The 14,975-nt window shown below is 34.5% G+C and carries 14 protein-coding genes; 5 read left to right on the top strand and 9 right to left on the bottom strand.

Annotated elements, in window-relative coordinates:
* The 5 genes from ABTV69_RS20235 to ABTV69_RS20255 are packed head-to-tail and all read right to left on the bottom strand — an operon-like array spanning window position 1 to window position 4,491.
* Complete coding sequence (locus tag ABTV69_RS20235) at window positions 1-744, bottom strand: ABC transporter ATP-binding protein (RefSeq protein ID WP_433832040.1); 744 nt, start codon at window positions 742-744, stop codon at window positions 1-3.
* Complete coding sequence (locus tag ABTV69_RS20240; RefSeq protein WP_433832042.1) at window positions 734-1,684, bottom strand: ATP-binding cassette domain-containing protein; 951 nt, start codon at window positions 1,682-1,684, stop codon at window positions 734-736. The genes ABTV69_RS20235 and ABTV69_RS20240 overlap by 11 nt, the downstream gene beginning before the upstream one ends.
* 9 nt (window positions 1,685-1,693) lie before the next feature.
* A complete protein-coding gene (locus ABTV69_RS20245; protein WP_433832044.1) occupies window positions 1,694-2,596 on the bottom strand; it encodes an HlyD family secretion protein in 903 nt (300 codons plus the stop codon).
* A gap of 11 nt (window positions 2,597-2,607) precedes the next feature.
* Window positions 2,608-3,849, bottom strand: coding sequence for a TolC family protein (locus ABTV69_RS20250; RefSeq protein ID WP_433832046.1), 1,242 nt, complete (start codon window positions 3,847-3,849; stop codon window positions 2,608-2,610).
* A gap of 24 nt (window positions 3,850-3,873) precedes the next feature.
* Window positions 3,874-4,491 carry a TetR/AcrR family transcriptional regulator gene (locus ABTV69_RS20255; RefSeq protein ID WP_433832048.1) on the bottom strand — a complete coding sequence of 206 codons (618 nt, stop codon included), beginning with the start codon at window positions 4,489-4,491 and terminating at the stop codon, window positions 3,874-3,876.
* Between the two features lie 257 nt (window positions 4,492-4,748).
* On the opposite strand from ABTV69_RS20255, the gene ABTV69_RS20260 reads away from it, so the two are divergent.
* On the top strand, window positions 4,749-5,519 hold the full coding sequence (locus ABTV69_RS20260; RefSeq protein ID WP_433832050.1) for a DUF2490 domain-containing protein: 771 nt from the start codon (window positions 4,749-4,751) through the stop codon (window positions 5,517-5,519).
* A gap of 1 nt (window position 5,520) precedes the next feature.
* Here the strand turns inward: ABTV69_RS20260 and ABTV69_RS20265 are convergent, their stop codons facing one another.
* A complete protein-coding gene (locus ABTV69_RS20265; RefSeq protein WP_433832052.1) occupies window positions 5,521-6,510 on the bottom strand; it encodes a YheT family hydrolase in 990 nt (329 codons plus the stop codon).
* 314 nt (window positions 6,511-6,824) lie between these two features.
* On the opposite strand from ABTV69_RS20265, the gene ABTV69_RS20270 reads away from it, so the two are divergent.
* Window positions 6,825-8,201 carry a sensor histidine kinase gene (locus ABTV69_RS20270; protein ID WP_433832054.1) on the top strand — a complete coding sequence of 459 codons (1,377 nt, stop codon included), beginning with the start codon at window positions 6,825-6,827 and terminating at the stop codon, window positions 8,199-8,201.
* Between the two features lie 326 nt (window positions 8,202-8,527).
* Here ABTV69_RS20270 and ABTV69_RS20275 read toward each other — a convergent pair whose 3' ends face one another.
* Together ABTV69_RS20275 and ABTV69_RS20280 are read right to left on the bottom strand one after the other, a co-directional pair.
* Window positions 8,528-9,217, bottom strand: a complete 690-nt coding sequence (locus ABTV69_RS20275; RefSeq protein WP_433832056.1) for an SIMPL domain-containing protein — start codon at window positions 9,215-9,217, stop codon at window positions 8,528-8,530.
* Between the two features lie 51 nt (window positions 9,218-9,268).
* On the bottom strand, window positions 9,269-9,907 hold the full coding sequence (locus ABTV69_RS20280) for a rhomboid family intramembrane serine protease (RefSeq protein WP_433832058.1): 639 nt from the start codon (window positions 9,905-9,907) through the stop codon (window positions 9,269-9,271).
* Between the two features lie 112 nt (window positions 9,908-10,019).
* Here ABTV69_RS20280 and ABTV69_RS20285 point away from each other — a divergent pair, with 112 nt between their 5' ends.
* Window positions 10,020-10,892, top strand: coding sequence for a lysophospholipid acyltransferase family protein (locus ABTV69_RS20285; protein WP_433832060.1), 873 nt, complete (start codon window positions 10,020-10,022; stop codon window positions 10,890-10,892).
* Window positions 10,893-10,995: 103 nt separating this feature from the next.
* Here the strand turns inward: ABTV69_RS20285 and glmM are convergent, their stop codons facing one another.
* A complete protein-coding gene (gene glmM, locus ABTV69_RS20290) occupies window positions 10,996-12,384 on the bottom strand; it encodes a phosphoglucosamine mutase (protein ID WP_433832062.1) in 1,389 nt (462 codons plus the stop codon).
* Window positions 12,385-12,626: 242 nt separating this feature from the next.
* On the opposite strand from glmM, the gene ABTV69_RS20295 reads away from it, so the two are divergent.
* Together ABTV69_RS20295 and ggt are read left to right on the top strand one after the other, a co-directional pair.
* Complete coding sequence (locus ABTV69_RS20295) at window positions 12,627-13,211, top strand: ACP phosphodiesterase (protein WP_433832064.1); 585 nt, start codon at window positions 12,627-12,629, stop codon at window positions 13,209-13,211.
* Window positions 13,212-13,232: 21 nt separating this feature from the next.
* Entirely contained in the window at window positions 13,233-14,918 is a 1,686-nt protein-coding gene (ggt, locus tag ABTV69_RS20300; protein WP_433832066.1) for a gamma-glutamyltransferase, read from the top strand.
* Window positions 14,919-14,975 lie beyond the last annotated feature (57 nt).

The raw sequence follows: 14,975 nt of genomic DNA on the forward strand, positions 1-14,975 counted from the left end.
CTAATCTGATGTTCTTTGGGCATTTCGTGCCAATTCATAAAAAACTTCATCCATAGATACGGCATTATAATGTTTCTTCAGTGCTGACGGAGAATCTATTGCAGCCACGCGTCCGTCGACCATAATGCTAATTCTATCGCAATATTCAGCTTCATCCATATAATGCGTTGTTACAAAAACTGTGATTCCGTTGGCAGCGGCCTCATAAATCATTTCCCAAAACTGTCTTCGAGTTATCGGATCTACTCCACCGGTAGGTTCATCCAAAAAAACAATTTTAGGACGATGAAATACGGCAACAGAAAAAGCCAATTTCTGTTTCCAACCCAAAGGCAATCCGCCAACCAACTTTTTTGCTTCTTTTTCGAGACCTAAAGTTTGAATCAAATTATCGCTTCTTTCTTTAATCTCTTGTCGAGAAACCCCATAAACACCTGCAAAAAATTCAATATTTTCTAGAATAGTAAGATTATCATATAGAGAAAATTTCTGACTCATATAACCAATATTCTTTTTAATTTTTTCTTGCTGATTGTAAACGTCAAATCCTGCTACGCTAGCTTCTCCCGAAGACGGATAAGAAAGTCCGCAGAGAATTCGCATTGCGGTGGTTTTTCCAGCTCCATTGGCTCCCAAAAAACCAAAAATCTCCCCTTCGCTGACTTCAAAACTAACTTTATCAACCGCTTTGAAATCACCAAACTGCTTGGTTAAGTCTTTACAAATAATAGCTTTATTTTCCATTCAGCATTTCTTTTGGTTCGGTCGAATTGTTCTGTTCACGCATTAAGCGAATAAAACTGTCTTCGATAGTGGGTTCTATTTTTTTTACTTCTAAATTTTCAGGATTATACTTTTCTATGATCGTTCTAACCGTTTCAACATCTGCTTTTGCCGATATGAGCGTAAGATGTAAAAACTCTCCAAAAGCATCGCAATTCTCAATTTCTTTTTCGGTTCTCAAGTTTTGCAGAAGCTTATAAATATTTTCTGCTTTTACAGCAAAAAGGGGTTTCGGAAAACTTTTTATAATTTGCTCTGGCGTATCAACTGTCATTATTTTTCCGTTTTGGATAAGTGCAATTCGATCGCATAATTTTGCTTCATCCATGTATGGAGTTGAAACTACAATTGTAATATTCTGCATTTTAAGTTTTTCGAGCATTTCCCAAAATTCACTTCGAGAAACTACGTCAACTCCTGTTGTGGGTTCATCCAGAAATAAAATTTCAGGTTTATGAATTAGAGCACAGCACAAAGCCAATTTCTGTTTCATCCCGCCCGAAAGTTTTCCAGCACGTCTATCGTTAAACGGTTTTATCTGATCGTAAATATCTTTAATCAAATCGTAGTTTTCCTCGAGCGTAGTACCAAAAACAGTCGCAAAAAAATCAAGATTCTCTTTTACTGTCAGATCCTGATACAAAGAGAATTTTCCAGGCATATACCCCACTTTATTTCTAATTTCCTGAAAACCTTTTACAACATCATGACCTTCAACCGTAGCACTTCCGCCATCGGGCAACAATAATGTGGTCAAGATTCTAAAAATCGAAGTTTTTCCTGCGCCATCTGGGCCAATTAATCCAAAAAGCTCTCCTTTCTGGACTTCAAAAGAAACCTCATCTACAGCGACAAAATCACCATACTTTTTAGTAATATTTTCTAGGGTAACTGAAGCCATATTTTTATTTTATTTGGACCAAAGAACTTCTCCGTACATCCCAATTTTCAGGTAGCCATCATTTTTTACACGCACTTTAATAGCGTAAACCAAATTGGCTCGTTCATCTTTGGTTGGGATTGTTTTTGGCGAAAATTCCGATTTGTTCGAAATCCAACCAATGGTTCCCTGATACTCTTTGTATTTCTTTTCACCTTGGTCAATACGCACTTTTACTTGCTGTCCTATTTTAATTTGCGGCAATTGCGTTCCTGTAATATAAGCTCTTAAATCTAGCGTTTCAAGATTGGCGATTTTGTATAATGGTTTTCCCATGACGGCCATTTCATATTGTTCGGCATATTTTGCCAACACCGTTCCTTTAATCGGATTTACAATGACACTTTTGCTCAACTGATCTTGAATTCCTTTTAACTGCACTCCAACTGTATTTCCTTGCTGTGTCAAGTTTTCTGTTGTGGTTTCCAACGAACTTTTTTGCGCCGTAATCTGAGCTTGCAATGCGGCAACTTTAGAATTTACATCGTCCAATTGTTTTTGAGAAGCTACTCCACCTTTTACCAATTTTTCAGTTCGATTACGGTCTAAAATCGCATTGTCAAGCTGTCTTTTTAAACTTTCCGTCTGAATTTGTATTTGAGGTTTTCCGCTCAAAATCGCCTTTTCATTCTGTCGCAATTGCATTTTACTAATAGCCAATTGCGTGCTATCTATAAATCCTACTTTTTGTCCTGCTTCCAATTGCTGCCCTTCTTCGACATTCAATTGTAAAATCTGACCGTTTGCTTCTGCTGACAGAATCGTTTCAACAGCTTCAAAAGATCCCGAAGCATCAAAATCATTTTCTGTATTGTGGCACGAAAACATGAAAATCATGGGCGTAAGAAAATATAAAAGCTTTATCTTTTTCATAATATATAGAGTTAATTTCCTTTAATTATTTGATACTCGTATTCTGACATAAGCAATTGAACTTCATGCATGGCTTTTTCAGCGCGTGCGTTTCCTTCTTTTTCAACCGAATTCAGTAAATCAATTAGCGGTCCAGCTCCTGTGTCATATTTTAATTGATATCCTTCTCGAATGGCCTGACGCAGTTTTACAATATCATCGTCGTCTTTCAAAATGGCTTTCTGCCTTTGGATATCTGCTACTTTTTGATTCATTTGAAATCGGGTGTTAAATAGAAAGGTTTCTTCCTGCACTTCTACTTTTTTCAATTGCTGTTTGGTAAGTTCTTTTTCGTTTGAGTTTTTATACAATCCCTTTATATCCCATCCAACACTTACTCCGGCAACTCCAACGGTAGAAATTTTATTGGTTCCCAAATTAATTCCAGGTGCCAAAACTACGCCTGCGCCAAGCAAACCAACTTTTGGCATTAGGCTTACTTTCTGCATTTCGGATTGTGCATTAATTAGATTGCGCTGACTTGCATAAAGCAATTGCTCTGGACGTTTAATAATGGTATCGATCGCTATAGAATTAAAAGGCTTTTCTAATTTTTCTTGATTGATATTTTTCCCAATCAAATACGAAAGCATCGTTTGATAACCTGATTTAGTATATTCAAAATCTTTTTTCTGTCGGCTCAAATTGAGCTGTTCGGCTTTCATTTCATCAACATCTGTTTTGTAGGCCAAACCATTTTCGTGAAGCTTTTTTACCTTGTCTATATTATTAGAAAGGATTTTATTTTGTATTTCCAGCTGTTTGAGCTGTTCATCAATAAGCAATACGCCAAAATAAAGCTGATTGACTCTCGATCGAAGATCATAAAGGGATACTTCTACAGAGGCTTTATCTGTATTTGAAGAAGCTTCAATAATCTTCTTTTGCGTTTTGGTGGCTCCTCCATCCCAAATAGTTTGATTTACTTGTCCAAGGCCTATGAACTTAAATTTGCTATCATTTCCAGAATTTCCTAAAGTTGGAAAATCACCAAAAATATATCCTTCAATTGCTGTAATACTTATTTGAGGCAAATAGGCTTTATTGGCATTACTCAAAGTATATTCTTTGCTTTTTTCAATGAGTTCATATTGTTTGATTAAAGGATAATTTTCGACGGCCAACTTGTAACTTTGATCGATAGTCAAAGTCTGTGCTTGTATCGTCATAAAAAACAAGATTCCGATATATTTAAAATATAATTTCTTCATCATAAAATAAATTAACTCCAGTTAGTATTATACAGCAGCAAACATCATAGCAATCCAAATGGGGATCTTTTTCTTGCGTTCTTGCATCAAATCATGAAACTGAGTCGTTTCTAAATTTTTGCTACCCATAATAATGGGTTTTGCTACAAAAGGGAAAACCACTAATCCCATAAGATTCATTATAAAATGCAACGGATTAGGTTCTGCTATTTTTTTATTCTGAACGGCTTGTTGAAACTGCCTGATAAAAACCGACTCATTTACAATTTCTTTAATAGGCAGTTTCTTCAAAAGTCCATCGGGATTGTTTCGAACTTCAGTCAGAATAAAAGTTGGAATTTCTGGTTCAGCGCTAATAAAATCGATATATCTTTCGGCAATAATTGCCACTTTTTCCTCCAACGAAGTTTTTTCATCATTCAAAATCACTTTCATGCTGCTAATAAAACCCGATAAGGTTTCTGCCATTATAATTTCAAAAAGCTTCGCTTTGCTTCTAAAATAATAGTTCAGCAAAGCAAGATTCAAACCTGCTTCTTCCGCAATATCTCTTGTTCTGGTAGCGGCAAAACCTTTTTTATAAAAAACAGTTTTTGCTGCAGTTTTTATTCTTTCTTCTGTCGTAGCATCTTTTCTTTCAGACATTTAAATTTTTAATTTAATAATTTACTTACAAATATAATTTATTTTACAATGCATTAAACAGATTTTTTAATCAAATGATTAATTTTTTTGATTAAAACCAGTATACAACTACAATCTCTTGATATAAAACACATTAAAACTCCAATTAACAACATAAATTCTCACAAAAAAAGAATATCTTTACGCTATAATTGTTTACGCGATGCCTCTATTTGATTCTAAAAGAAATTTACTTTAACTAATTTCTATCGTTCTATATGAAAAACAATTTTATCGGAATCCTTCTCTTCGTGATTCCTTTAGCGGTAGTAGGACTAACCGATCAAAAAAAAGAAATTAACCAACAGGTTCAGACTTGGGTTTCAATTAATACGGTTACCAAATTTGCAGATCATTGGGGGGTAATTGGTGACTTTCATATTAGACGCAATGATTTTGTTGCCGATCCTAGTTTTTATTTCATAAGAGGCGGTATCAGTTACCTTCCGAATTCAAATGTTTCTATAAATCTAGGATATGCGCATATGTGGCTAGCGCCTTCGAATCCTGACTGGAGCACTTTTGCAGACGAAAATAGAATCTATCAGCAGGCGCAATTGAATGCTAAATTTGGAAACGTAAGCATTTTGCAACGTTTACGAAATGAGCAGCGTTGGCAAGAAAAGATTGTCGATGATAAGCCGAGCGGAGACTGGCGTTTTACGAATAGAATTCGCTATTTAATGAGCTTTACTTTCCGAATTTCAGATAAAAAATCTTGGCCTCAAATGGTTCTTTCAGATGAAATTCTATTGCATTTTGGCGAAGAAGTGGTTTACAATACCTTTGATCAAAACCGTTTTTTTATCGGAATTAAAAAAAATATCAATCCGAAATGGAGTTACGATTTTGGTTATATGAATGTTTATCAGCAGAAATATTCAGGCTATCAATATGACATGAATCATACCATTAGGTTGTTTTTTTACTTAAGCACGAGCATTCGAAAGAAAGCTCCCTCTGAAATTGAAAATTCTGGCGATGAATAGCCTATTGGTTTTTTAGACTTAATGTGTCGCTAAACTTGAACGATTCAAAAAATTCAAAAGCTCTTTTTTCTGCATAAGAATACATAGAATCACGAAGCGGGAAAGCACAATGTCCGCCGTATTTTGGCGTTTCGAGATAAACAAATTTACTGTCTTTCGCAATTGTTCTTGGATAACATCTTTCTCCTAAAAAAGGATCGTCGAGCGAATTAATAATTAAAACGGGCGTGGTAATATCTTTAAGCGAAAACTCTGGAGAAACACGATGGTAATAATCATCTTTGCTTGCAAAACCATGCAATGGCGCAGTAAAATACTGATCGACTTCATCAAAAGAAGTAATTTTATCTATTTGATCACGATTGATAAAATCAGGGAATTGCGCGGCTTTGTATTTCAGTTTCTTTTTAATATCAATGGTAAAGTTCTTTAGATAGACTCTATTAAAACCTTGTTTGAGCACCTCTGCGCTAGTAGCAATATGCGTTGGCACCGAAATAGAAACGGCTGCTTTAATGCGCGTATCGATTTTTGTCCAGCCTAAATAATTCAATAGCTGCACTCCTCCCATAGAATATCCAATTAGATAAATATCTTCGAATCCTTTTTTTAAAACAAACTGAACGACTTCATCCAAATCATCAACAGCGCCATGATGATACAATCTTGGGAGCCGATTCATTTCTCCGCCACAAGTTCGATTGTTCCAAGCAAAAACAGAAAATCCTTGCTCTTGAAAATAGGCAGCACAGCTATTATTGTACGTTCTTCTAGAATCGCCTTCTAAACCGTGACATAAAATAAGCGCTTTTTTACGATCGTTGATTATATAGTCGATATTGATAAAATCGCCGTCGCTTAATTCCTTCTTCTCTCTGGTATATCTAGGAACTTCAAACTTCTTAATCAAAGCAGCATAAATAGTAGAAATATGCCTATTGCGATGAATAATAGAAGGAGAATTATATTCTGATTGTTCAATTAGTGGCATAACGATAATTTTGTGGTACCTACTACAAATCTAAGAAATCATTTTTCATGTAATTTAATTCTTTCTTTTTATTTTGTTTTTTTATAATTTTCAAAAAGAAAATCGCAGTCTAAAAAAATACCCAAAATATATCGGGTTAATTAAAATATAAGCTGCGGTTAATTTTTACAACAGATTATTATTAGAGCATATTTCAAAGAAAACAAATTGTTAAATATGTCGGAACACCGTCCCAGTCCCGCCATTACTGACTTGAATGTTTACTTTATTTGTATATTTGTAAAATCGATTTCTAAAAAGCAAAATCCCTGTAAATGTTCGAACTCTTACCAGTAGATCCAAAAACTATATTTCTACTTTACTTTTGGGGCAATTTATTTACCTGCGTACTTATTTTCAGTTTTTCCTTTTCGTATGCCACTAGCGATAACAGAAAGACTTTAAAATGGTTTGGCTCAGGTAAATTAATACTTACGCTAGCGTGGATATTAGCGCTTTTACGAAATATAATCCCCGATTTTGCTTCTATAAATATTGCAAATTCAATGATTTTTGCTGCCTGTTGTTTTGAAACGATGGCGATGTTGTCTCTTATTAAAACGCACGCAAAAAAGCTTTACCGTTTTCAAATTGCGATAACCGCGGCAGCAATAGTGCTTTTTAATATTGCCACACTTTTTGATGCTACAATGAATACCCGCGTTATTATTGGCGGAGTGGGTATATTTTTCATCTATCTATTACCCACAATCACCTATTTTTCAGAAAAGGAAAAAAGCTTCTTCAAGACTTTTTATGTTTTGTGTTACATGGGATTCGAAATTTTAATTGCTATACGTTCCGTTCATCGTTATTTATATCCTCAAAATCTTATTATTTCTAATGATACATTTGATAGTTTATACAGTATTTGCCTGTTTCTACTAAGTTTAATTGGAATTGTCGGCTTTTTACTTTTGGTTAAAGAGAAGCAAGATCTTAAAATTAAAAAGCTTCTAAATGACAAAAACCAGTTCTTTTCTATTATTTCTCATGACTTAAGAGGACCGTTGGGTTCTTCGGTTACTCTTTCTGAAATTTTACTCGAAAATATAGAACAATACAGCCGAGAAGAAATCAAGGAAATATCTGAAATGCTCCACGATTCAAATAAAAACATTTACAAATTGCTGGAGAATCTTTTGGAATGGTCAAGAGTACAAACCGGAATGATTGCCTTCAATTCGAAAAATATACTTTTAAATGCCTTAATTGAAGAGAATATTGTACTAAGTAAAAATGCAGCTTTAAATAAAAACATCAATATCACATTTGAATCGCCCTATTTGATCGAAACAAAAGTAGATAAAAACATGATTAGCACCATCTTGCGAAATTTGCTAAGTAATGCAATTAAGTTCACGGACAAAAACGGCGAGATTAAAGTAAAACTAGTTAGGACTGGTCAAAAAGCAGAAATCTCTATTGCAGATAATGGAATCGGAGTTCCCGACAGCATAAAAGAAAAACTATTCAAAATCAATGGAAAAGTGCTGCAAAAGGGAACCGAAAACGAACTAGGAAGCGGACTAGGTTTATTGCTCTGTAAAGAGTTTGTAAATATTCACCAGGGAGAAATCTGGGTCGAAAGTGAGCAAGGGAAAGGCAGTACATTTAGGTTTACACTTCCAATTGTAAATTCTAATAATTGAAATTCCAAACGTCTATTAAATTCCAATATTGAAATTCAAAACTTTCGTATAAATTCCAAATTTTTAAAATTCCAAATTTCAAGCTTTGGCGTCAATTCCAATTCTCATTTTATGTCTTCATGAGCGAAGTCGAAGGACAAACTATAAGGAAATACAATAATAATTTAGCATAAAATCCTTCGACTTCGCTTAGGAGGACAAGCGCTATGTGTGAGCAAAAAAAATCCAAACTCCATTTTTAATTGGAATTTGGATTTTTTTATTGGGAATTTAAAATTTCAAACTTGGAATTTGGAATTTTAAAAATTTGGAATTTTACGATTCGTTTAATCTAATACAAAACTTACGCTAACATTTGCTGTAATTTCGATTTCGCCAATTGCTAAAGTTTCGTTTGAAGCTCCCATTGAATCTGCTTCTTTCATTCTCATAGCAGCATACATTGGCTGTGGATGGTACACTTGAGAATTATCTGAAATTGTAAATGCCTTACCCACTTTTTGTCCTAATACAGCAACATATTCTTCTGCTTTAGTTTTAGCATCTTTCATCGCTAATTTTCTAGCTTCAGATTGGTATTGCGCTAATTTAGATGATTCGAAAGAAACTCTGTCAATTCGGTTAATTCCTTGTTGCACCAAACCTTCCATAAGCTCATCGTATTTAGCTAAATCTTTTACTACGATTTCTACCGTTTGCGTAGCGTTATAAGAAGTTTTCTTTTTCTCATAATCGTACTGCGGATTAAGAGCCACTTGTTTTGTTTTGAAATCTGCTGTTGGGATATTCATTTTTTTGATGAATTTTAAAACAGCATCCATCTTTTCGTCGTTTTGTTTTTTAACGTCTTTAGCATTATTCCCTTTTGTTTCAACAGAAGCTGAAATACAAACTTGATCAGGCGCTACTTTTACTTTTCCTTCTCCATTAACATTAATTAGAGGTACTTGTTTGATTTCTTGGCCGTAAGACATAGTCATAAACATGATTGTTAAAAATAATACTAGTTTTTTCATTTTTGTTAAATTTTAATATTTAAAAAAGACATTCCAAAAGTTATGCCAGCATTACAATTTTCCCAATTTTGCCATTCCAAAAAGGATTACAATCGGAATTGCCAAAAGTATAACCATCAATGTATGGTCTGTAAACAAGGATGGCATTTTGATCAAAGTAATCAAATATCCGCCTATAGCACCTCCAAAGTGTGCTGTGTGCCCAATATTGTCATTTTTGGCCTTCATTCCATAAATCGAATATAATAAATACAAAATTCCGAAAATATAAGCTGGCATCGGAATGACAAAAAATATTCCAAGCATCATGTCGGGCTGCAATAATATCGCAGAATATAAAACTCCAGTTACGGCACCAGAAGCTCCGACTGCTCGATAACTATAATCGTTTTTATGAAATAACATAGTCAGAAGGCTTCCAAAAATTAAGCTTCCAAAATAAACTAAAAGAAAAGAAAAATTGCCAAGCCAGTTTAAAACCACAGGAGCAAAAAAATACAAAGTCAGCATATTAAAAATCAAATGCATCATATCTACATGCAAAAAACCAGACGATAACATTCTGATTTGTTCTCCAGAACGGATGCTTCCCACATGAAATTCGTATTTTCTAAAAAAATAAAGATCGTTAAAACCTTTGTAACTAATAACAACGTTCGCAACGATAATCGCTATTAAAATAATATTCATAAGTATTAATTATTGTGAATTGTAAATATAATCATTCTTAAAGATAAGTTAGCAAGAAAGCAAAACATCGATCGATAATCATTTTTAATTTATCTTTGTCAAAAAAATTTGCATGCAGTTTCTTGTTTATATTTTAGCCTACCCATTACTTTGGCTTATCTCTATACTTCCTTTTCCTATTTTTTACCTCTTTTCAGATTTTGTCTGTTTTTTGGTATACAGAGTAATTGGATATCGTAAAAAAGTTGTTCGCGAGAATTTGGCCCTTACATTACCTCATTTAAGCGAGGCTGAAAGAAAAGTGATAGAAAAGAAATTCTACAAACACATGTGCGATATGTTTCTAGAAATGGTAAAAACCATGAGCATGTCTCCAGAAGAAATGGAAAGAAGATTTCATGTAACCAATATCGATCTTGTTTTGGATTATGCCAGAAAAGGAAAAAGCGTAATTCTTGTGGCTTCACATTATGCCAGTTACGAGTGGCTTTTGACCATTAACCCAAAACTTGGATTTCAAGGCGTTGCCGTTTATAAAAAACTGGCAAATCCTTATTTTGATAAATTAGTTCGAAAAATACGATCTAAATACAATACAGAAATGATCGAAACCAGAAAAGCAATTCCAACAATGGCAAAAAACCAGCGTGAAGGCGTTTTAAGCATGTACGGTTTAGCAAGTGACCAATCGCCCAAACTAGAAAGAATTTTTCATTCGATGAAATTTATGGGAGTTGAAGTTCCCGTGCATACAGGCGCCGAAACATTGGCTAAAAAATATGATTTGGCTGTGATATTTGTACAGGTAAGAAAAGTAAAAAGAGGATTTTATGAAGCCACGTTTATTTCTCTTGCCGATAATCCGAAAGATTTTGAAAACTTCAAAATCACCGAAATGTATTTGAAAGAAGTTGAAAAACAAATTCTAGAAGCTCCGGAATTTTATTTGTGGACGCATAAAAGATGGAAACACCGCATTGAATAATATTTTGAAAATAATTCAGACCAGACATTCCTAACGGAATGATAAAAATAAAAGCCTCTTTTGAAATTTCAAAAGAGGCTTTGTTTATTAAAAACTGAAAATCTTAGATTCCAGCAATTACTTTAATTTCATCAATAATTCTTAGTGCTAATTTATCTGCTGCATCTTGAGAAGGCGCTTCAGTATAAATACGAATAATTGGTTCTGTGTTTGATTTTCTTAAATGAACCCATTCTGTAGCAAAATCAATTTTCACACCGTCAATTGTCGAAATATCTTCGTTTTTATATTTCTCTGTCATTTGAGTTAAAATGGCATCAACATCAATTTGCGGAGTCAATTCAATTTTGTTTTTGCTCATATAATATTCTGGGTAAGAAGCTCTCAAAGCAGAAACTGACATTTTCTTGTTTGCCAAATGCGTTAAGAATAAAGCAACTCCTACTAAGCTGTCTCTTCCGTAGTGCAATTCTGGGTAGATAATTCCACCGTTTCCTTCACCACCAATAACAGCATTATTTTTCTTCATTAATTCAACCACATTCACCTCTCCTACAGCACTTGCTTCGTAGCTTCCGCCGTGCGCTTTGGTAACATCTCTTAAAGCACGAGAAGATGACATATTAGAAACGGTGTTTCCTGGAGTTTTGCTCAAAACGTAATCTGCGCAAGCCACCAAGGTATATTCTTCACCAAACATTTCTCCGTCTTCGCTAATAAAAGCCAAACGGTCAACATCTGGATCTACTACGATACCAAAATCAGCTTTTTCTTTTACAACAAGCTCAGAAATATCCGTTAAATGTTCTTTTAAAGGTTCTGGATTATGAGGAAAATGCCCGTTTGGTTCGCAGTACAATTCTACTACTTCAACTCCCATTAATTTTAGCAATTTCGGAATGATAATTCCTCCTGACGAATTTACGCCATCAACAACTACTTTAAATTTAGCTTCTTTTACTGCTTCGATATCAACCAATGGCAAGTTTAAAACTTCATCAATATGAATATCCATATAAGCATCATTAGAAATAACTTCACCCAAACTATCCACATCAGAAAAGTCGAAAGCTTCTGCTTCTGCAATTTCAAGAATTTTTGCTCCGTCAGCACCGCTTAAGAATTCACCTTTTGCATTTAATAATTTTAAAGCATTCCATTGTTTTGGATTGTGAGATGCTGTTAAGATAATTCCACCATCTGCTTTTTCTAAGGGAACAGCCACTTCAACAGTCGGCGTTGTAGAAAGTCCAAGATCGATAACATCAATTCCTAAACCAATTAAAGTATTCACTACTAAATTATGAATCATTGGCCCAGAGATTCTTGCGTCACGGCCAATTACAACAGTCAATTTATCTTTAGCAATATTATTTTTTAAGAAAGTTCCGTACGCCGACGCAAATTTCACTGCATCAACAGGAGTTAGATTATCTCCCACTTTTCCTCCGATCGTTCCACGGATTCCTGAAATAGATTTTATTAAAGTCATTTTTGTGAGTTAGGGTTATTTTTTTACAAATATAAAAAAGTTGCTGAGATATTAAGATACTAAGGTTCTAAGATGCTAAGATGCTAAGTTTCTAAGATGCAAATCTCTAGTATTTTATTTACGGAAGTTTGAAAACCTTAGTGCCTTAGTACCTCAGAACCTTAGCACCTTTAAAAAAGTTTTTATACATTTACTAAATAACTTAGAATCTTAGAAACTTAGATTCTTAGAAACTACAAAAAATGAATTTCTTAGCCCACATATACCTTTCTGGCGAAAATGATTTAATTAAAATCGGGAATTTTATGGCTGACGGAATTCGCGGAAAGCAGTTTGAGCATTTTCCTGAAGATGTACAAAAAGGGATTTTATTGCATCGTTTCATAGATACTTATACCGATTCTCACGATATTTTTAGAAAGAGCACCAAACGGCTTCATGACAGATACCATCATTATGCAGGAGTGATTGTCGACATTGTTTATGATCATTTTTTAGCCAAAAACTGGGCGCATTATTCAGATGAAAAACTGGAGTTTTTTGTCAAACGTTTTTACCATTCCTTACACGATAACTACGAGATTTTAACAGAAAAAACACAAGGTTTAATGCCTTACATGATTGAGCGAAACTGGCTGGTAAGTTATCGCACAACCGAAGGAATTCAGCACATTTTAACGCAAATGGACAGGAGATCCAAAAATATTTCCCAAATGCAGTTTGCAGTTGAAGAACTTATCGAGTTTTATGATGAATTTGAAGAAGAGTTTACCCTTTTCTTTGAAGAAATGAGAGCACAAGCCAAAGAAAAACTGCTTACGCTCTAGCCCAATTTAATTGTACTACACATGAAAAAAATTACATTTTTAATAGCACTTTTATATCTCAACAGCAGTATTGCGCAAGAAATTTCAAAACCAACCGGATTAGTCGTTACGAAAGCAATGGTGGTTTCTGCTCGCGAAGAAGCTTCTAAAATTGGTGCCGACATTATGAAAAATGGAGGAAATGCTTTTGATGCCATGGTCGGAACTGAATTGGCTTTGGCTGTCGCTTTTCCATTCGCAGGAAATATTGGCGGCGGTGGATTTATGGTTTACAGAAAAGCAAATGGTGAGGTTGGTTCTATAGATTACCGCGAAAAAGCACCGTTGGCAGCCACAAAAGATATGTTTTTAGATAGCGAAGGAAATGTAATAAAAGGAAAAAGTACGCAAACGGCACTTGCTATTGGCGTTCCAGGAACAATTGCGGGCGTTTTTGCCGTGCATAAAAAATATGGAACCATGCCAATTTCTAAAATTCTTGAACCCGTAATTGCTTTAGCAGAAAGAGGGGTTGTGGTGACTAAAAAACAAGAGAAAAGCTTAAGAGATTATCATGAAAGCATTGTAAAAATAAACGGAGAAGATTCTCCAGCATCCAAAGCTTATAAAGAAAACGATACCATTAAATACCCTGCATTAGCCAGAACTTTAAAACGAATTCAGAAGAAAGGACGAAATGAATTTTATAAAGGTGAAACGGCAAAGATTCTAGTCGAATATCTGCAGCAGAAAGGCGGCATTATCACTATGGCTGATTTGGCTAAATATGAAGCGAAATGGAGAAAGCCATTACAATTTACATATAAAGATTTAAAAATCACTTCTATGGCTCCGCCAAGCAGCGGCGGAATTTGTTTGGCTCAAATTTTAAAAATGCTAGAATCTTACGATTTAGCCAAAATGGGACACAATTCGCCAGATGCCATTCAAGTAATTGTTGAAGCTGAAAGAAGAGCGTATGCTGACAGAAGCTACTTTTTAGGCGATCCCGATTTTGTTAAAATTCCGACAAAAGAGCTATTGGATGAAAACTACCTGCGTGAAAGAATGGCAAGTTTTAATCCTGAAAAAGCCACTTTATCTACCGAAATCAAAGAAGGAAAAGTAAATTATGCTGAAAGTACAGAAACGACACATTACTCGATTGTAGATCAATTTGGAAATGCAATTGCCGCAACAACAACTTTAAACGATGGTTACGGTTCTAAGTATTATTGCGACGAATTAGGTTTCTTTTTAAATAATGAAATGGATGATTTCAGTGCTAAACCTGGATCTCCAAATATGTTTGGTTTAGTTGGAAATGAAGCCAACAGCATTGCTCCGCAAAAACGTATGCTAAGTTCTATGACACCAACAATTGTAGAAAAGGATGGAAAACTATTTATGGTCGTAGGAACTCCAGGAGGCTCAACCATTATAACTTCTGTTTTACAGACCATTTTAAATGTTTACGAATACAAATTAAGCATGCAAGAAGCTGTAAATGCACCACGTTTTCATCATCAATGGCTACCGGACTTAATTACTTTTGAACCAAATGCTTTTGAAACCAAAACCATCGGCGCACTAAAAGCGAAACATTATATTATTAACGAAAAACCTACTCCAATTATCGGAAAAGTAGATGCTATTTTAGTTTTGCCAGAAAACAAATTAGAAGGTGGTGCCGACTTTAGAGGAGATGATGCTGCGGCTGGTTTTTAATTGTTTCTTGATTTTATTTTTTTAAAACAAGAATTATAATCTAATTTTGTAATACCG

The sequence above is a fragment of the Flavobacterium anhuiense genome (assembly GCF_050990855.1).
GTDB lineage: Bacteria > Bacteroidota > Bacteroidia > Flavobacteriales > Flavobacteriaceae > Flavobacterium > Flavobacterium anhuiense_C.